Here is an 18686-nt window from a genome sequence, read left to right as displayed (position 1 = left end):
GATGGCAGGGAAGACGGCGGGGAACGAGCCGGAGGAACCGACGGAGGCCGACGAGCCGACGAAGGCCGACAAGCCCGCGAAGGCGGAGAAGCCGTCGAAGGCGGACAAGCCCGCGAAGAACCCGCGCCATGACCAGTCCCTCTCCTCCCGTCTGCGCAGCCTCGGCTGGGATCCGCTGGACGAGGACACCCGCAAGTACCGCTCGCGGGCCCGTGCGGCCCTGCGCTTCGTGCTCCAGCGCGGTCTGTTCCGCGCCCTGGTGCGCGCCAACGTCACCCAGACCGTGACCACCGCGCGCCGGGTCAAGGCGGTGCGCGGGCCGTTCGTCCTGGTCGCGAACCACACGAGCCACCTCGACGCCCCGATGCTCGCCGAGGGACTGCCCTGGGCGCAGGCCCGCTACCTCTCCACGGGCGTGGCCGCGGACTACTTCTTCCACGTCTGGTACAAGCGCCTGTTCGTGCGCCTCCTGTTCAACGCGTACCCGATCGACCGCGACGGCTCGCGCAAGAACTCCGGGTTCTCCCGGCGTCTGCTGCGCAGCGGCGTCCCGATCCTCGTGTTCCCCGAGGGCGGGCGGCAGAAGTCCGGCACGATGGGGGAGTTCAAGCCCGGCGCCGCGGCGCTCGCCTCGAGCGTCGGCGTCCCGATCATTCCGGCCGCCCTCGTCGGCGGCCACGAGGCGATGCCCAAGGGCCGCAGCTGGCCCAAGCCCGGGCGCCCGCCCGTCGGCGTCGTCTTCGGAGATCCGATGATGGCCCGAGACGGAGAATCCGTCGTCGACTACATGGAGCGCGTGCGCGCGGCCGTGGTCGACCTCTACGACAGCAACTACGAGCAGATCCTGGGCCCCCGCACGGGACCCCGGGAGGAGCACTGATGACCGCATCGCATTCCGCAGCCGATCTCACCGCGGCCGACGTCACCCGGCACAAGTGGTGGGGCTGGGGCATGGACGACGTCCGCTTCCGCTTCGACAACAAGCCCGCCTTCGCGCCGCTGGCGAAGAACAAGATCGGCGTGGACCTCGAGGCCATCACCCAGTTCGATGACCCCGAGCTCTCCGATCACGAGGTGCCCGCGGGGCGCCTGGGCGACGCCGAGCGCGAGGCGATCGTCGGCCTCGTGGGCGAGGCGAACGTGCGCACGGACGACGAGTACCGCGTGCTGCACTCCTTCGGCCGCTCCCTCCCGGACCTGTTCCACGTGCGCTCGGGCGATTTCGACCGCCTCGTGGACGCCGTGGTCTACCCCGGCACGGAGGAGGAGGTCGCCGGCCTGCTGCGCCTGGCGATCGAGAAGGATCTCGTGCTGATCCCCTACGGCGGCGGCTCCTGCATCTCCGGCTCGGTCACCCCCGACCCGGCCGAGCAGCGCCCCGTGCTCACCGTGAACCTGGGCCGCACGCGCCAGGTGCTCTCGATCGACGACACCGCGGGTCTCGCGCGGGTGCAGGCCGGCGTCTACGGGCCCGACCTCGAGGAGCAGCTCGCCGCCGAGGGCTGGACTATGGGCCACTTCCCGGACTCCTTCACCTACTCGACGCTGGGCGGCTGGGCCGCGACGCGCTCCTCGGGCATGCAGTCCGACAAGTACGGCGACATCGAGGACATCGTGCGCGGCATGCGCGTGGTCCACCCCGAGGGGACCGTCGTCACCAACCCGATCCCCGGCCGCGACTCCGGCCCCAGCGTCCACGAGATGATCCTGGGCTCCGAGGGCCGCATGGGCATCATCACCGAGCTCACCGTGCAGGTGCACCGCCTGCCGCAGGTGCGCCAGGTCATCGCCTACATGTACCCCGACTGGGAGCACGGCATCCGCGGCATGCACGCGATCGCCCGCTCGACCGACGTCTCGCCCACCTTCACGCGCCTCTCCGACGGCCCCGAGACCGAGTTCAGCCTCGCCATGGTCAAGGAGCCCACCTCGACCAAGGGCAGGGTCGCCGCGAAGGTGCAGGACGGCCTCTTCGCCTACCTGCGCTCCAAGGGCTGGGACACGAGCGAGGAGATGAGCATCTCCTACGTGTGCTTCGAGGGCACCAAGGAGACCGTCGAGCACCAGAAGTCGGTCGTGAAGAAGCTGGTCAAGGGCGCGGGCGGCATCACGCTGGGCGCCGGACCGGGGGCGATCTACGACCAGAAGAAGTTCGACACCCCCTACCTGCGCGACTTCCTGCTGAGCTACCAGGTGTTCGGCGACGTCTGCGACACCGGTGCGACCTGGTCGAACATCAACGAGGTCCACGCGAAGGTCTACGAGGCGTTCTACGAGGCGCAGCGGAAGCAGGGACTGCCCGGCTTCATGTTCTGCCACATGTCCCACAGCTACCACTCGGGCGCCTGCCTCTACTTCACCTTCGCCCTGAAGTACACGAGCCCGGACAAGGCGCTCGAGCAGTACTACAACGCCAAGCGCGCCGTGCAGCAGGCCTTCGTGGACCTGGGCTCCACGGTCTCCCACCACCACGCCGTGGGCACCGAGCACCAGCCCTGGCTCACCGAGGACATCGGCGAGCTCGGCGAGCACATCATCGAGGGACTCTTCGCGCAGAACGATCCCGGCCGGAACCTCAACCCCGGCAAGGTCGTCACCCCCTGAGGGCGGGCGGGACACGCCGTCCCTCCGGTGACGCGCCCGTCGGACCACGCCCGCGTCGAGCGGAAGGGGCGGCATGAGTGACGTGCGCCTTGCGCTCTCGTGCGGGCCGTCGCGAGCGCGCGACCTCCTGCTCTCGCAGCTGGTGGCCGACGGATGGCGCGTGCGCGACGGATGGCGCGTGCGCGCCCGGCCCGACGACGACGTGCGGGCGCTACTCCTCGAGCGCGGGTCCATCCGGCGCAACGTCCTGCTGGGAGGCCTCGCGGGGCGCGGCCAGCACCTCGAGATGCGGATCGACGTGCGCTCTGACGAGCCGGGGAGCCTCGCCGTCTGCTCGTGGTCCGATGCGAGCCCGCGAGCGCTCGGCGGCGTCCTCGGTCAGCGCCGTGCCGAGCGCACCATGCGACGAACGGTGGTCGCCCTGCGCGGGTTCCTGGCCGACGAGGGGCTGCTGCGCACGTAGCCCTGCGCGCAGCGGCGCCCGTCGTCGACCGATCAGGCCCGGAGCGCGGCCATGATCCCGGGCAGGTCCTCCTCGAACGCCCGGTTCCAGGTGTCCCAATCGTGCTCATGGCCCGGCCAGGCGGCGAAGTCGTGCTCGATCCCGGCAGCGTCCAGGGCATCGTGGAAGTCCACGTTCGTCGGCTTCACACCGATCTCGGTGACGTCGGCCTGGATCTTCGCGATGGACAGCCCCAGCTGTGCGGCGATGTCGGGGGCCGCCTCGATGATCTTGTGGAGATCCGGGTTCAGGCCGTCGCCGCAGCGCAGGAACAGTCGCTTGCCCCGGTACCGCTCGACGTTCGAGAGCGGGTCGTACTGGAAGCGCACGTCGGACGCGGGCCAGCCCCACACCGCACCGGGAAGGTTCGTGGTCTGCCAGTAGCCGTTCTGCGCATCGGCGAGAGGGGCGAGCGCGATCGTCGCGTCGACGCCCGGTGCGGTGACGTCGGCCGGTCCGGAGTAGGCGCTCACGGAGAGGAAGCTGCCGTCGTACTTCTGGCCCAGGGCGAGCGCGCCGAACCCTCCCATCGACAGTCCCGCGATCGCCATCCGCGAGGGATCCGTGCGGAAGCTGTCATGGACGAAGGGCAGCACCTGCTCGATGATGAAGGTCTCCCAGTTCGCCTCGAGGCCCGGTCGGGGGAAGTTCGCGTTCGAGTAGAAGGATCCGCCTCCGCCGTCGGGCATGACGACGATGACGTCCTGGCCGGCGGTGGCCCCGACCGCGTTCCCTCCGCGCTCCGTCCAGTCCAGGAACATGCCCCAGCCCCCATGCAGGAGCAGCAGCACGGGGTAGGTCCGCTCCGTGTCGGCGTAGCCCTCGGGGAGCATCACGCGGAACGAGGGCGGGAAGGTCCTGACCTGGTCGGTGCTGACGCGGAAGTCGATCGAGCGCTTGGACGGCACAGGGGCGGGGAAGCCGCTCTCGAAGCGCAGACCGTGCGAGGCGGTGTAAGCCCCGGGGTCGAACGGGTCGGTTCCGGCCGCCTGCGCGGCGGGGGCGACGGCCATGCTTCCCGCCGTCGTCATCGCGGCGGCCGCGGCGGTTCCCGCGAGCATCGTGCGGCGCGAGGGGCGGTGGGCGTGGGTCTGGTGGGTCATCGTCTCTCCTGAGGAGTGTGAAGTCTGGAGGGTGGGGTGTGGAGCGTGGCGTGCTGCCGTGCGGGCGCCGTCGGCGCCGCTGGGCGCGGGGGTCCCTCTCAGGCCTCGAGCGCCTGCATGATCCCGGGGAGGTCCTCGGCGAAGTTCTCGCGCCAGAGGGTCCAGTCGTGGGTGCGTCCCTTGTCCATGCGGTAGTCGTTCTCGATGCCCGCATCGCTCAGCGTGCCCGCGAACCGCTCCAGGTTGGGGTGCACGGGCCCCTCGATCACGTCCCCGCCGATCGTGTCCGCCTTCCGACGGATCTGGTCGAGCAGATCGCCGTGGCCCTGGAGGGCGGCGACGAAATCGATCCAGTTGCCGTCGCCGCTGCGGAGGAACACGCGCTTGCCGCGATAGCGCTCGATGTTCTCGATCGGGTCGTAGGTCGAGGCGATCGGCGGATCGATGGACGGGCCCCAGGTCGCGCCGGGGCCGTTCGCGGTGGCGGGGTACTTGCAGGCGTCGAAGATCGGGCAGGCGAGGATCGTGAAGGCGACGAGCTTGCCGTCGTCCGTGTCCAGGCGGCAGTCGCCGGGGCCCGAGTAGGAGCTGATCGAGGTGAAGAGGTCCTTGTACTTCTGCCCGAGCGCGAGTGCGCCCCAGCCGCCCATCGAGAGCCCGGCGATCGCCATGCGCGTCGGGTCGGTGCGGAAGCTGTCGTGCACGAAGCCCAGGACCTGCTCGATGATGAAGGTCTCCCACGCGGCCTCGCGTCCGGGCAGCGGTGCGTTCGCGTTGGAGTAGAACGAGCCGGCCCCGCCGTCGGGCATGACGACGATGACGTCCTGGTCCTCCGTGCGGGAGATCGCCTGACCGCCTCCGGCGCCGTCGCCGCCGGGCTCGCCGGTGTCGTCGGCGGACCACTGCGTGAAGTCCCCGCCGCGTCCGTGCAGCAGCAGGAGCACGGGATACTCGCGCTCCGGCTCGTCGGCGTACCCGGCGGGGAGCGTCACGCGGAACGACGGCGGGAAGGTGCGGATCTTCGGCGCATGCACCCGGAAGTCGATCGAGCGCCATTCGGGGATGGCGACCGGGAAGCCCTCGGCGAACGTGAAGCCGTGGGACGCCGTGTACGCCGAGGGGTCGTAGGGGTCGCTCACGGCGGCCCGCGCGGCGGACGGTGCGGCGAGCGGCGCCGCCATCAGGCCTGTGGCAGCGGCGGTGCCTGCGAAGAGGGCACGACGGGAGGGGCGAGCAGCGGACGAGCGGTTCATCGGATCTCCTGTGATCGGTGCACGAGAAGCCGTGGCCGGGCCGGAGACCGCCGCGCGAGCGCACCGACGCCGAGCACCCGTCCGCTGCGGTCCGAAGAGCTCGCCGGAGGCACCGTCAGCCTGCACGCGCCCTGGGCGAGGGCGCAAGGGTCACTGGTTGCCGCGGCGTGTCGGGATCGGTGGGCCCGGACCGGGATCGGGGCGGGGATCGGCGCCGGGATCGGCGGGCCGCGTCCCACCCAGGGGACGGTCCGTGCACCGAGGGGGCGGCGCGACCCTACGATGGTCACCACGTGGGAACGGAGCTGTGACGCAGACGCGCTGCCGCAGTCCCCGGCGGGAACGACGCCCGCACTCCACCCTGCAGCTCGACTGCACCCCACCACCAGGAGACGAAGGAGTCGCGCGATGACCCTGCGCATCACCGTGTTCGGCGAGAACCGGCACGAGAAGGTCGACGAGAGAGTCCAGGAGCTCTACCCCGAGGGCATGCACACCACGATCGCGGGTGCGCTCACCAGCACGCTCGGGGCGCTCGGCGAGGACGTCGACGTGCGCGTCGCCCTGCTCGACGACATCGAGGAGTCCCTGAGCGAGGAGGTCCTCGCGAACACCGACGTCCTCACCTGGTGGGGCCACATGGCGCACCAGGACGTGCCCGACGAGGTCGCCGAGCGCGTGGTCCGCCACGTGCGCGAGGGCATGGGCTTCCTGCCTCTCCACTCCGCGCACTACTCCAAGCCGTTCCGCCTGCTCATGGGCACCACCTGCAACCTGCTGTGGCGCAACGACAACGACGAGGAGCGGGTGTGGACCGTGAGCGGCTCCCACCCGATCGCCCGCGGCGTGCCGCACCCGATCGTGATCCCCGGGCAGGAGATGTACGGGGAGATGTTCGACATCCCCGCGCCCGACGAGCAGGTCTTCATCTCCTCCTTCAGCGGGGGAGAGGTGTTCCGCTCGGGCTGCTGCTTCTACCGCGGCAAGGGGCGCATCTTCTACTTCAGCCCCGGTGACCAGGAGTACCCCGTCTACCACCAGGCGGAGATCCAGCGCGTGCTCGCCAACGCCGCTCTCTGGGCCCGGCCCCAGGAGGACCGCGAGCGCGCCGCGGTCAAGATCGCCAACGCCCCGCGGGACTGGTTCCGCGAGGGCGCCCGCACCGCCGAGGGCGAGGAGATCACCCGTGTCATCTGATCTGCGCGAGAGCACAGCGGCCGACGGGACGCGCGCGGAGGCGAGCACCTCGGACGCCGTCGCCGACCCCAACGCCGCGATCGCGAACTCCGCGGGGCAGCGGCCCCTGCGGGCCGTCGTCGTCGGCGCGGGCGGGATGGGGAAGTGGTGGGCGCGCGTGATCGCCTCGAGCCCGGTGACGGAGCTCGTGGGCGTCGCCGACCTCGTCGAGGACATGCCCGCGCAGTCCATCGCCCAATCGGGCGTCGAGGACCCCTCGACCGTCGCCGTCGGCACCGACGGCGTGGACCTCGCCCTCGAGGTGGGAGCCGACATCCTCATCGACCCGACGGTCCCCGTCGCCCACCACCCGGTGACCCGCAAGGCCCTGCACGCGGGCATCCCGGTGCTCGGCGAGAAGCCGGTGACCGAGACGCTCCCGGAGGCGCTGAGCCTCATGGCCCACTCGGAGCTCACGGGAGTGCCGTTCATGGTCTCCCAGTCGCGCCGGTTCTTCCCGCAGGTGCGGGAGCTGCGGCGCTTCGTCGCCGAGCACGGGCCGACGATCCTCACCAGCGCCTTCTTCAGCCTGTTCACCGAGCACGAGGGCTTCCGCGCCACCCAGCAGCACCCGCTGCTGCGGGACATGGGCATCCACGCCTTCGACACGGCCCGCTACATCACCGGCACGGACCCGCTCGCGGTGACCGCGCACGGCACCAACCCGCAGTGGAGCGTGTACGCGGGCGACGCCACCGTGAGCTGCACCTTCGAGATGAGCGGCGGCTCGCTGTTCGTCTACAACGGCACCTGGAACGCGCGCGGCCTGCCGACCTACTGGAACAGCGAGTGGCGCATCGGGGCCGAGCACGGCACGGCGACCTGGGACGGGAAGGGCGTGCCGCAGCTCGGCACCGAGGACGAGGAGCGGACCCGCTCCCTGCAGACGGCGCTCGAGCAGGCGCTTGCCGAGCCCGAGCCCGACCAGATCGACGCCTCGATTATCGAGTTCGTGACCGCGCTCCGCGAAGGCCGCACTCCCATGTGCGAGGTGCACGAGAACATCCTCAGCTTCGCGATGGTCGAGGCCGCCGTCGCCTCCGTCGACCGCGGCACGCGCGTGGTGATCGACGAGCTGCTCGAGGAGGCGCGCACCGAGGCGATCGCCGCGGAGGACGATCCCGAGGCCCGCGACATCCTCCAGTCCTGGCCCAGCGTGCGCGAGGCGATCGCGCGGGGCTGAGGGCGAAGGAACTGTGCCCCGACATGCGAAAGGCCCCGTCACCGCAGGTGACGGGGCCTTTCCGCTGGTGCGCCTGGAGGGATTCGAACCCCCAACCTTCTGATCCGTAGTCAGATGCTCTATCCGTTAAGCTACAGGCGCCCGTCGGCGTGACCGACCTCAGTAATACTAGTCGGCACCGGTTCGCCGCGCCAATCGAGAGGCCGTGAGCCGCCTCACGGCCTCTCGAGGAGCGTCACGGGTGACCGCGCACCCGCGCGCCGAGCCTCAGTTCTGCGGCGGACGGCTCCACGGCTGCTCGCCGTCGGACCCCTGCCCCGGCTGCTGGCCCCAGGGCTGCTGACCCTGCGGATCCTGCGGGGCCGGAGGCTGATTCCACGGCTGCTGCTCCGAGGGGGCCTGGGGCGCCTGCTGACCGGGGGCCTGGCCCCACTGCTGGCCCTGCTGACCGGGAGCCTGGTTCCACTGCTCACCCTGGCCACCCTGCTGCGGGTCCTGGCCTTGTCCGCCGCCCGGGTAGCCGGAGCCGCCGGGGTAGCCGGCGTTCCCGGCGTTCCCGCCGAAGTCACTGCCGTTGCCGAAGCCGCCGTTGCCTCCCGCCGGTCCGCCGAAGCCGCCGGGGCCCGCGCTGTTCTGGGCGTTGTTCCGGCGGCGCGAGCGCACCACGAAGAACACGATCAGCGCGATGATGATCAGCACGATCAGCAGCACGACGATCACGGCGACGATGAGGATGATCAGGCCCGCGCCGATGCCGCCGGCCTTCGCGGTGATGTCCACGCCCTTGCTCATGTCACCGGCGTCGGTGATCGTGACGGTCTTGCCGTCGACGGTGCCCACGTTGGCCTCGATGACCTTGCCCGGGAAGGAGAAGGTGACCGTGAGGTCGAGGTCGCTCGCGCTGAAGCCGCTGCTCGAGGGATCGAAGGAGGAGTCCGGCGAGGTCTTCAGGTGCAGCTCGCCGTCGCTCTCGTCGATCGTGAAGCCCGACCCGAAGTCCTTCTTCTCGACGGTGCCGGAGATCTTGCAGCCCCACATGTCGTCCTCGGTGTAGGGCTCCCACTTCGCCTGGCCGAACTCGCCGGAGTCCTCGTCCTCGAGGCCCTTGCACAGCTCGTCGGCGGAGTTGAACTCGCTCTGGACATATGACTTCTCGACGGCCATGTCGAAGTCGAGGTCGTAGCTGTCCGCGCTGGTGATGTCGAAATCCGCGGTCACCCGTGCGCAGCCGGCCACGAGCAGGAGGAGAGGAAGGAGGAGGAGCGCGGCGAGCCGTCGCCGCAGGGAGAGGGAGTGCATGGTGGCCCCGTTGTCGAAGGAGGTGGGCGGCGCGGCGACCCCGCGCCTGCGGGCCCCGACCAGTGCGCTCGGTGCAGCCCGTTGCCCATACCCTAGATGCCCTCGTGCGGGAGCGCAGTGGGGAGAAGTACCCATCGGCCGGCGGAGCGGCGGAACCGCGTCGCGATCCGTCGGCGCAGGACGGCGACGTCCGTCGGCCCGACGTGCCGCCGGACCTACCGTCCCTCGGCCCGATGTGCCACTGGACTTACCGGTCGGAGGCGGAGGTGCCGGGAGGCATGGGCCGACCGAAGACCGGTGCGGCACACGGCCTCTTCGGCCGCACCGCGCTGCCCGAGGACTGCCGGCGCAGACGCCGCACCACCCACGGCCCGAAGTGCACGCGCGCCCAGTGCAGGTCCTGCTGGCGGGCCTCGCGCCACGGCAGCGCGGTCGGGTCGCCCAGGTCATGGGGCTGCAGCGTGTGCTCGACGCCCAGGGTGTCGAGCACGTGCGCGGCGATCGTCAGGTGCCCCTCGGGGGAGAAGTGCAGGCGGTCCTCGGCCCACATCCCCTCGTGCGTGAGCGAGCGCAGCGACCACAGGTCCACGACCGCGGCGCCGTGGCGCTGCGCGATCGCGCGCATGTTCTCGTTGTAGATCGCGGTGCGCCCGCGGATCAGGTGGAACACGGGCGTGGAGCCGACGTCGGGCCCGGTCCACAGGACGATGGTCGCGCCGGTCTCGGCGAGGCGGCCGACGGCCGTGTCCATCGCGGCGGCGATCTCGTCGGGGTCGCGTCCGCGGATCACGTCGTTGCCGCCGGCGAAGATGCTCACCAGGTCCGGCTCGAGCGCGACCGCGGGCTCGATCTGCTCGTCGATGATCTCCTGGTAGAGGCGCCCGCGGATCGCGAGGTTCGCGTACTCAAAGCCCGGGACCGAGCGGCCCAGCTCCTCGGCGACGCGGTCGGCCCAGCCGCGGTGGCCCCCGGGAGCATGGGGATCGGGGTCGCCGATGCCCTCCGTGAAGGAGTCGCCGAGGGCGACGAAGCGGCGCCAGGGCTGAGCTGTTGCGGTGCCGGCGGATCGTGCGGTGCCCGCCGATGGGGCACCGGTCGATGCGGCTTCTGTCGATGCGGCGCCGTGGTCCGGGAGCGGCGGGGGAGTGCTCACTTCCAGAACATGAGCGTCACGCCGCCCATGGCGAGCACGCCGAAGCCCACGAGCAGGTTCCAGTCACCGATCGGGAGCGGCAGCGTCGCGCTCGAGAGGTAGTAGGTGACCAGGTAGATCAGGCCCACGATGAGCAGGACCACCGCGACCGGGGCGATCCAGTTCGGGGTGACCGCGGGCGCGGCGACGCGGCGGCCGCGGCCCGTGCTCTCAGCGGCGGGCCGACGGCGCTCGGAGATCGCGTCCTTCGCCTTCTCATGGGTCTCGTCGGTCGAGGACTTCTCCGCCGTGCCGCGCTTCGCGGGCTCGGCGCCCTTGGCGCGCTTCGCGGGGTCCGCGTTCTTCCGGTCGCGCTTGCTGCGCTGGGTTGCGGCCATGCGATGCTGCTCCGTTTCCGACGGGGGACGAGGTCAGGGGAGGTGACGAGGGGAGGGATGTCCGCCCCAGCGTATAAGGCCCGCCTGGACGGCGCGACCGGGACGGCGCGACCGGGGCCGTGGGGCCGGGGCCGCGGGGCCCGGGTCCCGGCCGTCCGGCTCAGGACGGCGCGAGCAGCGGGGCGAGGCCCCGGGAGCGCTCGCGCGCGTCGACGCCGTCGCACAGCTCGAGGAACCGCGCGAGGATCAGGTGGCCGTGCTCGGTGAGGACCGACTCGGGGTGGAACTGCACGCCGTGCAGCGGGAGCTCGCGGTGGGCGAGGCCCTGCACGACCCCGTCGGCCGTGCGGGCGGTGACCTCGAGGACGTCCGGCACGGTCTCCGGGACCACCGTGAGCGAGTGGTAGCGGGTGGCCGTGAAGGGGCTCGGCACGCCCGCGAAGACGCTCCTGCCCTCGTGCTCGACCACGCTCGTGCGCCCGTGCATGAGCTGCGGGGCGTGGGTCACGGTGCCGCCGAAGTACTGGCCGAGCGCCTGATGGCCCAGGCACACCCCGAGCATCGGCACCGCGCCGTCGGCGCACGCGCCCACCACGTCCAGGACGCGGCCGGCGGTCGAGGGCGTCCCGGGGCCGGGGGAGACCAGCACGCCGTCGTATCCGCCCAGGTCGATCGCGCCGTCAGCGCCCTGCGGCACCTCGTCGTTGCGCACGACGGTCGTGGCTGCTCCCATCTGCTGGAGGTAGCCGACGATCGTGAAGACGAAGCTGTCGTAGTTGTCGATCACCAGGATCCGCGCGGTGGGCTCAGTCATTGCCGTCGCCCTGGTCCCCGCCCTGGTCGCCGTCGTCCCCGTCATCGCTGTCCGACGGGGTCGGGCTGTCGCTGTCCGACGGGGTCTCGGATTCGCTCGGCGTGTCCGACGGGGTGTCCGAGGGCGTCTCGGAAGGCGTCTCGGAGCTGGGGGTCTCCGAGGGCTCCTCGGTCTTCTCGGGCCCGGTGGAGACGTACACGGTCACCGTCGTCCCCGGTTCCACGGACGCGTTCGGCTCGGGATCGGTCTTGATGACCGTGTCCTTCGCGACGGAGTCGTCAGACTGGTAGGTGACCTTCACGCCGAGGTTCTTGGCGCCGAGGGTCTTGCGGGCCTCCGACTCCGTCTGCCCCACGACGTTGGGCATCGTGATGTTCCCGGGGGCCTTCGCGACCACGATCTGCACCGTGGAGCCGACCTCCGCGGTCTTCCCGTCGCCGCCGGTGGGCGTCTGGTCCGTGATCGTGCCCGGGTCCTCGTCGTCGGTCTCCTTGGTCGTCGCGTCGACCTCGAAGCCCTGGTCCTCGAGGGTCTTGGTCGCGGTGTCCTGGTCCAGGCCCGTGACGTCCGGCAGCTCCGCGTCGCCCGAGGCGAGGTTCACGGTGATCGTGTCCCCGGCCTCTGCGTTCGATCCGGCCGACGGGTCCTGGCCGACGACAGTCCCGGCCTTCTTGCCGGCCGCGTCCTGGGGGTCGCCGATCTCGATGCCGAGCCCCAGGTCGTCGAGCTTCTTCGTCGCCTCGTCGCGGTCCATCCCGGAGAGGTCGGGGACCTCGACCTGCTCGGGCCCGCTGGAGACGGCGACGTTGACGGTCGACTGCTCGTCGACCTCTGTGCCGCCCTCGGGGTCGGTCGAGATGACCTCTCCCTCGGCGACGTCGGAGCTCGCCTTCTTCTCGAACTTCCCGGTGAGGCTCTCGCCCTCGAGCGCCGACTTCGCCTGGGCCTCGCTCATGCCGACGACCTGCGGGACCTCGACCTGCTTGGGGCCCGTGTTCCACGGCTGCCAGAGCGCGAGGGCCGCCCCGAGCACGGCGAGCACCGCGAGGATGATCAGCACGATCAGCCAGACGGGCCGCTTGCGCTTCTGCTCGAGCTCCTCGCCCGGCTCGTCGGCCGAGACCGCTCCCGGGGAGCCCGGGGTGCCTGCGCCGCCGGCGCCTGCCGCTCCGGCACCGAGCGCGCCGGCGCCGAGGGCACCGGCTCCCGCGGCCGCCGCGAGCGGTGCCCGATGGGTCTGCGCGGAGCCCGCGGACTGCGCGGGCAGCGCCTCGGTGCGCTCGTCGACGGGGCTGAGGACGGTCGTCGCCTCCGCATCGGACGTGGGCTGGGGGTCCCCGGCCACGAGCTGCGGACGCCGTCCCGCGACCACCGAGGCGATGTCGCGCCCGAAGGCGGTCGCCGAGGGGTAGCGGGTCTCGCGGTCCTTGGCGAGCCCGGTGAGGATCACCCGGTCCACGTCCGGCGTGATCGCGGGGTTGTACCGCGAGGGCGGGACGGGGGTTTCGCGCACGTGCTGGTAGGCGATCGAGACGGGGCTGTCGCCGGTGAACGGCGGGCGCCCGGTGACCAGCTCGTAGAACACGCACGCGGCGGAGTAGATGTCGCTGCGCGCGTCCACGAGCTGCCCGCGGGCCTGCTCGGGGGAGAGGTACTGGGCGGTGCCCATGACCGCCTGGGTCTGGGTCATCCCGGTCGCGTCGGCCACCGCGCGGGCGATGCCGAAGTCCATGACCTTCACGTCGCCGTCGTCGGTGATCATGATGTTGCCGGGCTTGATGTCGCGGTGGACGATGCCCTGCTGGTGGGAGTACTCGAGCGCGGAGAGCAGCGCCTGCATGATCGTGGCCGCCTGGCCCACGTGCATCGGGTGCTCGGGGTCGACGTACTCGCGCAGGGTCTTTCCGCGCACGTACTCCATCACGATGTAGGGGATCGTGATCTCGTGCCCGGTGAAGTCCTTGGCGTGCTCCTCGCCGGTGTCGTACACGGCGACGATCGAGGGATGGTTCAGGCCGGCGGCGCTCTGCGCCTCGCGGCGGAAGCGCTCCTGGAAGTTCGTGTCGCGCGCGAGGTCGGTGCGCAGGATCTTCACCGCGACGGTGCGATGCAGACGGCGGTCCTCCGCCAGGTGCACGTCGGCCATGCCGCCGTGCCCGAGAGCCTTGCCCAGGGCGTAGCGCCCGGACAGAATCAGGTTCTCTTCGCTCACTGTCCTACCGTCCTCGTCAAGTCGCCGATCTGGGGCGACGCGAACATCGTACGTGCATGTGCCGCGTGCGCGGCCTCGCCGCTCAGGAAGCCGCTGGGGATGATGCCCACACCCATCCCGATCGCGACGGCCGCCACCACGACCACGATCAGCAGCAGCACGAAGCCGGGCACCGTGAACGGGCCGATCCGCGCACCGGTGCTCGTGGACCGCGCGGTGCGGCCCGAGGGCACCGTGGAGATCCCACCGCCCGCGCCGTCGGCCGAGGTCGATCCCGCGGCAGTCGCGTTCCCGGTCCCGGCACCGGTGCCGGTGCCAGGGGCCGGCGAGGATCCCGGGGCGCCGGCGGGGGAGCCGACGGACGCGGGGGAGCCGGGACCCGAGAGCCGGGAGGCGCTCGACGTGCGCGAGAAGCCCGCGGCGGGCATCGCCGCGCGGGTGCCCGCCCCGCGAGCGCCCGATCCTCCGGTCTCGGAGGCCGACGGCGCCGAGGCGCCCGAGAGGGCCGACGGGCCCGAGGTCCCCGAGCGATGGCGGATCCCGCGCCGGCGGTGCGTGCGCGGCAGCGGCATCGCCGCGGTGCGCGTGCCCACGGGAGACGCCGACGGCTTCCCGGAGCCCGCGCGGTTCTCCCCGGTCGACCCGGAGGACGCGGAGGCGCCCGAGGCCGCCGAGGCGCCGGAGGCCGCGGCGCCCGCGGGAATCGCGCCGGTCGTGAAGCGCGGCTCCTCGCCGCGCTGGATCGACTCGAGGATGCGGGCGACCGCCGCCGCCGAGCGGGGACGGTTCGCCGGGGCCTTCGCGAGCAGCATCATCACCAGGTGCCGCAGGTCCGGGTTCACCGACTCCGGCAGGGCCGGCGGCTGCTTCTTCACCTGCGCCATGGCGATCTCGACCTGGCTGGCGCCGGTGAAGGGGCGATGCCCCACGAGCATCTCGTAGGCGACGATCCCGAGGGCGTAAAGATCCGAGAGCGAGGTGGCCTGCTTGCCCATCGCCTGCTCGGGGGAGAGGTACTGGGCAGTGCCCATCACGAGCCCGGTCTTGGTCAGCCGCGCCTGGTCCTGGCTGCGGGCGATCCCGAAGTCGGTGATCTTCATGTGCCAGTCGTCGGCGTCGTCCACGAGGATGTTCTCGGGCTTCACGTCGCGGTGGACCACGCCCTTGGCGTGGGCGGCGTCGAGCGCGCGGGCGAGGTCGATGAGCACCGAGACCACGCGGTCCTCGGGGAGGCCGTCGGGGTGCTCCTCGATGATCTCCGAGAGCGGCCGCCCCTTGCACAGCTCCATGACGATGTAGGCGCGGCCGTCGATCTCGCCGTAGTCGTACAGCGCGGCGATCGTGTCGTGGCTGAGCGAGGCGGTGTGGCGCGCCTCGGCGCGGAAGCGCTTGAGAAAGCCCTCGTCGAAGGCGTACTCCTCGCGCAGCACCTTGACCGCCGTCTCGCGGTCGAGGTCCTGGTCCCAGCCCTTCCACACCTCTCCCATGCCGCCCGTGGCGATCAGGGAGTCCAGGCGGTAGCGCCCCTCCAGCACCAGTCCCTTGCCGGTCCTCACTGCGAGACCACCGCCTTCATCACATCGCGCGCGATCGGTGCCGCGACATCCGCTCCGTAGCCGCCCTCCTCGACGACCACGGCCACGGCGACCTTCTTGTCGCCGCTGTCGGCGTAGCCGACGAACCACGAGTGCGGGGTGCGGCCGTCGCCCCACTCGGCCGTGCCCGTCTTGCCGCCGACCTCGACGCCGTCGATCTTCGCGGCGGTGCCGGTGCCGTCCTCGACGGTGGAGACCATCATCTCGCGCATCTGCGCGGCGTTCGAGGCGCTCAGCGGCTGCGAATACTGCTCGGCCGAGAACGACGAGATCACCGACTGGTCGCGGGTGCGGACCTCGTCGACGAGCTGCGGGGTCATCACCTTGCCGTCGTTGTCCATCGCCGAGGCCACCATGGCCATCTGCAGGGGCGTCACGCGGTCCTCGTACTGGCCGATCGAGCTCGTGGCCAGCTGCGCGTCGTTGAGGTCGTCGCCCATCGACGAGGGCGTGACCGACAGCGGGATCTCCAGGCGGTCGCCGAAGCCGAACTCCTGGGCCTTCTTGCGCACCGCGTCCTGGCCCAGCTCGATGCCGAGCTTCGCGAACGAGGTGTTGCAGGACTGCTGCAGGGCCTCGGACAGGGTCGAGGAGTCGTCCGCCCCGCAGGCCGTGTTCCCCTGGTTGGGGTGGTTGTACAGGGTGCTCTGGGTGTCCGGCAGCGTGAACGAACCGGGGCCGGGGATGCTCGTGTCCTTCGTGTAGTCGCCGCTGTCCAGGGCGGCGGACGCGACGATGAGCTTGAAGGTGGAGCCGGGCGGGTAGAGGTCGCCGGCGATCGCGCGGTTGGACAGGGGCCGGTCCGGATCGTCGTTCAGCTCGCTCCAGGCGGCCTCGGCCTTCTTCGCGGAATGGGTCGCCAGGGTGTTGGGGTCGTAGCTCGGGGCGGAGACCATCGCGAGCACCTTGCCGGTCTCGGGGTCGAGCGCGACGGCGGCGCCGCGGCGTCCCTCGAGCGCCTTCGCGGCGGCCTCCTGGGCGTCCGGGTCGATCGTCAGCGCGACGGTCGCGCCCTGCGGGTCGCGCCCGGAGATGGTGTCCGTCAGGCGCTGGTAGAAGAGCGCGTCGGACTCCCCGGAGAGCGTGTCGTTGAGCGACTTCTCGAGCCCGCTGAAGCCGTACTGGACGGAATAGTAGCCCGTGAGCGGGGCGTACAGCGATCCGGGATCGTAGGTGCGCTGGTAGCCGTAGGCGTCGTCGGTCGCATGGGACTCGGCGATCGGCTCGCCGCCCACCACGATCGGTCCGCGGTGGCGGTCGTACTGGGCGTAGACCGTGCGGTAGTTGTGGCTGTTGGCGTTCAGCGACTTCGCATCGATCACCTGGAAGTAGGTGGTCGAGCCGAAGAGCAGCACGAACAGCACGCCGACCACCAGCCAGACATGGCGCAGGGGCTTGTTCACGACATCGCCTCCTGTGCTCGCTGCGGCTCGCCGCTGTCCTTCGGACCCTTCTGCCGGCGCGCCGGCGCGCCCTCGCCGTCCAGGCGACGGGCCGCGGGCCGACGGGCGGCGTCGGACATCCTCACCAGCAGCGCCACGATGATCCAGTTGCACACGAGCGAGCTGCCGCCCGAGGCGAGGAAGGGGAGGGTGAGGCCGGTCAGGGGGATCACGCGGGTGATGCCGCCGACGACCACGAACACCTGGAGGGCGAGCACGAAGCCGAGCCCCGCGGCGAGCAGCGTCCCGAAGCCGTCGGAGATGCCGACGGCCGCGCGCATCGCCCGCTGGACCAGCAGGATGTAGAGCAGGAGCACCGCGAAGGCGCCCACCATGCCGAGCTCCTCGGCGAGGGTGGAGTAGATGAAGTCGCTGTGCCCGAAGGGCACCATGTCGGGCCGGCCCCCGCCGGGGCCCTTGCCCACGAGCCCGCCCGAGGCCATACCGAACAGGCCGCGCGCGATCTGCTCGCAGGCGCCGTAGTTCTCGCTGCTCAGCGGGTCCAGCCAGCACGTGAAGCGGGTGCGCACGTGCCCCAGCAGGGTCGCGGCGAAGATCGCAGGGGGCACGAACATCACGGCGCCGATCACGAGCCAGCTCAGGCGGTCGGTCGCGACGTAGAGCATGGCCACGAACAGGCCGAAGAACATCAGCGCCGTGCCCAGGTCGGTCTCGAACACGAGGATCGCGATGCAGAAGGCCCATGCCGCGAGGATCGGCCCGAAGTCCGACCAGCGGGGCAGGTGGATGCCCAGCACCTTGGGCCCGGCGAGGGCGAGGGTGTCGCGGCGAGAGACCAGGTAGCCGGCGAAGAAGATCGCGATGCAGATCTTCGCGAGCTCCGCCGGCTGGAAGGAGTAGCCGGCGATCCTGATCCAGATCTTCGAGCCGTACTGCTCGTCGGTGAGGAACGGGACCAGGGGCAGCAGCAGGAGCACCGCCCCGCTGACCGCGAAGATCCACATGTAGCGGCGCAGGATCCGGTGGTCGCGGATCACCATGAGCACGACCACGGCCAGGATCGCGCCGATCACCGTCCACAGCTGCTGGCGCGAGGCGTAGGACGCGGTGGTGCCGATGTACTTCGTGACCGCGGTGTCGTAGCTGAAGATCATGGCGACGCCGATGCCGTTCAGCAGCACCGCGATCGGCAGGATCACCGGATCCGCGTACGGCGCGCGCCACATCACCGCGATCTGGAGGACCAGCACGATCACGCCGGCGCCGATCGCGACCGCGGGCAGGGCGTCGGGGATCTCCCCGTGGCGGCCCAGGCCCACGAGCGCGTAGGTGAGCACGCCGAGGCCTGCGGCGATCAGCAGCAGCAGCGCCTGCAGGACGCGCCGCGGGCGGGCGGTGTAGGAGACGACGGTGACCATCAGTCCCCCTCGTCGGCCGTGGAGGACGAGGACGCGCTGCTCGCGTCGTCCGCCGGCGGGGTCGGGCCCTCGGTCGGCGTCGTGGGCAGGGTGGTCGCGGTCTGCGACTCCAGGCGGTCCACGATCTCCTGGGCGTCGGCGAGGTCGTCGGCCGGGATCGTCGAGGTGACCTGCTGCTGGGTGATCGAGGGCAGGGAGTCCACGGGCACGTCGGTGACCTCGACCGGGTCCGAGAGCGAGACCGGTCCCAGGTCCTGGGAGATGCCGCGGTAGATGACGACGCTGTCGCCGTCGGTGCCCACGTAGTACTGCTTCTGCGACCAGGTGTACCCGGCCCACAGGGCGCCCGCGAGCACTGCGACCACGAGCACGAGCGTCACCAGCGCCGGCCAGGGGCCGCGCCGCGGCGGCTCCTCCTCGAAGTCCTCGTCGGAGTAGGGCGGCTCGGGGCTCTCGACGCGGGTCAGCGCGGCGGCGCGCGCGGCCGGCCCCGAGGCGCTCGTGGGCTGGTTGCGGGTGCGCGCGGCCGAGCCC

The 18686-nt window shown here is 71.4% G+C and carries 15 protein-coding genes, 1 tRNA gene and 1 pseudogene; 5 read left to right on the top strand and 12 right to left on the bottom strand.

Annotated elements, in window-relative coordinates:
• The first annotated feature begins 1 nt into the window (after position 1).
• The 3 genes from MHY49_RS14900 to MHY49_RS14890 all read left to right on the top strand — a co-directional run bounded on the left by MHY49_RS14900 (position 2) and on the right by MHY49_RS14890 (position 3067).
• The gene (locus MHY49_RS14900; protein WP_239205398.1) at positions 2 to 880 is read left to right on the top strand and encodes a 1-acyl-sn-glycerol-3-phosphate acyltransferase; all 879 of its coding nucleotides are present in this window, start codon (positions 2 to 4) and stop codon (positions 878 to 880) included.
• Positions 880 to 2604, top strand: coding sequence for an FAD-binding oxidoreductase (locus MHY49_RS14895; RefSeq protein ID WP_239205396.1), 1725 nt, complete (start codon positions 880 to 882; stop codon positions 2602 to 2604). The genes MHY49_RS14900 and MHY49_RS14895 overlap by 1 nt, the downstream gene beginning before the upstream one ends.
• A 73-nt stretch (positions 2605 to 2677) precedes the next feature.
• Positions 2678 to 3067, top strand: coding sequence for a hypothetical protein (locus MHY49_RS14890; RefSeq protein ID WP_239205395.1), 390 nt, complete (start codon positions 2678 to 2680; stop codon positions 3065 to 3067).
• Between the two features lie 32 nt (positions 3068 to 3099).
• Here MHY49_RS14890 and MHY49_RS14885 read toward each other — a convergent pair whose 3' ends face one another.
• Positions 3100 to 4209, bottom strand: coding sequence for an alpha/beta hydrolase family protein (locus tag MHY49_RS14885; RefSeq protein WP_239205394.1), 1110 nt, complete (start codon positions 4207 to 4209; stop codon positions 3100 to 3102).
• A gap of 98 nt (positions 4210 to 4307) precedes the next feature.
• Complete coding sequence (locus tag MHY49_RS14880) at positions 4308 to 5462, bottom strand: alpha/beta hydrolase family protein (protein ID WP_239205393.1); 1155 nt, start codon at positions 5460 to 5462, stop codon at positions 4308 to 4310.
• 408 nt (positions 5463 to 5870) lie between these two features.
• Between MHY49_RS14880 and MHY49_RS14875 the strand changes: the two genes are divergently transcribed.
• The gene (locus tag MHY49_RS14875) at positions 5871 to 6659 is read left to right on the top strand and encodes a ThuA domain-containing protein (RefSeq protein ID WP_239205391.1); all 789 of its coding nucleotides are present in this window, start codon (positions 5871 to 5873) and stop codon (positions 6657 to 6659) included.
• Positions 6649 to 7881 carry a Gfo/Idh/MocA family protein gene (locus MHY49_RS14870; protein WP_239205389.1) on the top strand — a complete coding sequence of 411 codons (1233 nt, stop codon included), beginning with the start codon at positions 6649 to 6651 and terminating at the stop codon, positions 7879 to 7881. The genes MHY49_RS14875 and MHY49_RS14870 overlap by 11 nt, the downstream gene beginning before the upstream one ends.
• Before the next feature lie 65 nt (positions 7882 to 7946).
• On the opposite strand, the gene MHY49_RS14865 is transcribed toward MHY49_RS14870, so the two are convergent.
• The 10 genes and pseudogenes from MHY49_RS14865 to MHY49_RS14820 form a co-directional block, all read right to left on the bottom strand.
• A tRNA-Arg gene (locus tag MHY49_RS14865) sits at positions 7947 to 8022 on the bottom strand.
• Between the two features lie 126 nt (positions 8023 to 8148).
• Positions 8149 to 9180: a hypothetical protein gene (locus MHY49_RS14860; protein WP_239205387.1), complete on the bottom strand. Its 1032-nt coding sequence runs from the start codon at positions 9178 to 9180 to the stop codon at positions 8149 to 8151.
• A 247-nt stretch (positions 9181 to 9427) separates the two neighbouring features.
• Positions 9428 to 10333, bottom strand: coding sequence for an SGNH/GDSL hydrolase family protein (locus MHY49_RS14855; protein ID WP_239205385.1), 906 nt, complete (start codon positions 10331 to 10333; stop codon positions 9428 to 9430).
• Entirely contained in the window at positions 10330 to 10710 is a 381-nt protein-coding gene (locus MHY49_RS14850; RefSeq protein ID WP_239205383.1) for a cell division protein CrgA, read from the bottom strand. The genes MHY49_RS14855 and MHY49_RS14850 overlap by 4 nt, the downstream gene beginning before the upstream one ends.
• 160 nt (positions 10711 to 10870) lie before the next feature.
• On the bottom strand, positions 10871 to 11524 hold the full coding sequence (locus MHY49_RS14845) for an aminodeoxychorismate/anthranilate synthase component II (RefSeq protein WP_239205381.1): 654 nt from the start codon (positions 11522 to 11524) through the stop codon (positions 10871 to 10873).
• On the bottom strand, positions 11517 to 13736 hold the full coding sequence (gene pknB / locus MHY49_RS14840; protein WP_239205379.1) for a Stk1 family PASTA domain-containing Ser/Thr kinase: 2220 nt from the start codon (positions 13734 to 13736) through the stop codon (positions 11517 to 11519). The genes MHY49_RS14845 and pknB overlap by 8 nt, the downstream gene beginning before the upstream one ends.
• On the bottom strand, positions 13733 to 15292 hold the full coding sequence (locus MHY49_RS14835) for a serine/threonine-protein kinase (protein WP_239205377.1): 1560 nt from the start codon (positions 15290 to 15292) through the stop codon (positions 13733 to 13735). The genes pknB and MHY49_RS14835 overlap by 4 nt, the downstream gene beginning before the upstream one ends.
• Complete coding sequence (locus MHY49_RS14830; protein ID WP_239205375.1) at positions 15289 to 16734, bottom strand: penicillin-binding protein 2; 1446 nt, start codon at positions 16732 to 16734, stop codon at positions 15289 to 15291. Before MHY49_RS14830 ends, MHY49_RS14835 begins: the two co-directional genes overlap by 4 nt.
• Entirely contained in the window at positions 16731 to 18152 is a 1422-nt protein-coding gene (locus tag MHY49_RS14825) for an FtsW/RodA/SpoVE family cell cycle protein (protein ID WP_239205373.1), read from the bottom strand. Before MHY49_RS14825 ends, MHY49_RS14830 begins: the two co-directional genes overlap by 4 nt.
• Positions 18152 to 18686 (bottom strand): annotated as a pseudogene (locus MHY49_RS14820) (serine/threonine-protein phosphatase); the annotation flags it as partial. The gene MHY49_RS14825 and the pseudogene MHY49_RS14820, both read right to left, overlap by 1 nt.

Origin of the sequence: Brachybacterium sp. ACRRE, assembly GCF_022346485.1 — a bacterium.
In the GTDB taxonomy this organism is placed as follows: domain Bacteria; phylum Actinomycetota; class Actinomycetes; order Actinomycetales; family Dermabacteraceae; genus Brachybacterium; species Brachybacterium halotolerans.
This window is presented reverse-complemented; position numbering and strand designations above follow the sequence as displayed.

Bases quoted from the DNA above. Each gene is read 5' to 3' on its own strand.
- MHY49_RS14900 (WP_239205398.1), top strand. From the start codon at position 2: ATGGCAGGGAAGACGGCGGGGAACGAGCCGGAGGAACCGACGGAGGCC.
- MHY49_RS14895 (WP_239205396.1), top strand. From the start codon at position 880: ATGACCGCATCGCATTCCGCAGCCGATCTCACCGCGGCCGACGTCACC.
- MHY49_RS14890 (WP_239205395.1), top strand. From the start codon at position 2,678: ATGAGTGACGTGCGCCTTGCGCTCTCGTGCGGGCCGTCGCGAGCGCGC.
- MHY49_RS14885 (WP_239205394.1), bottom strand. From the start codon at position 4,209: ATGACCCACCAGACCCACGCCCACCGCCCCTCGCGCCGCACGATGCTC.
- MHY49_RS14880 (WP_239205393.1), bottom strand. From the start codon at position 5,462: ATGAACCGCTCGTCCGCTGCTCGCCCCTCCCGTCGTGCCCTCTTCGCA.
- MHY49_RS14875 (WP_239205391.1), top strand. From the start codon at position 5,871: ATGACCCTGCGCATCACCGTGTTCGGCGAGAACCGGCACGAGAAGGTC.
- MHY49_RS14860 (WP_239205387.1), bottom strand. From the start codon at position 9,180: ATGCACTCCCTCTCCCTGCGGCGACGGCTCGCCGCGCTCCTCCTCCTT.
- MHY49_RS14850 (WP_239205383.1), bottom strand. From the start codon at position 10,710: ATGGCCGCAACCCAGCGCAGCAAGCGCGACCGGAAGAACGCGGACCCC.
- MHY49_RS14845 (WP_239205381.1), bottom strand. From the start codon at position 11,524: ATGACTGAGCCCACCGCGCGGATCCTGGTGATCGACAACTACGACAGC.
- MHY49_RS14825 (WP_239205373.1), bottom strand. From the start codon at position 18,152: ATGGTCACCGTCGTCTCCTACACCGCCCGCCCGCGGCGCGTCCTGCAG.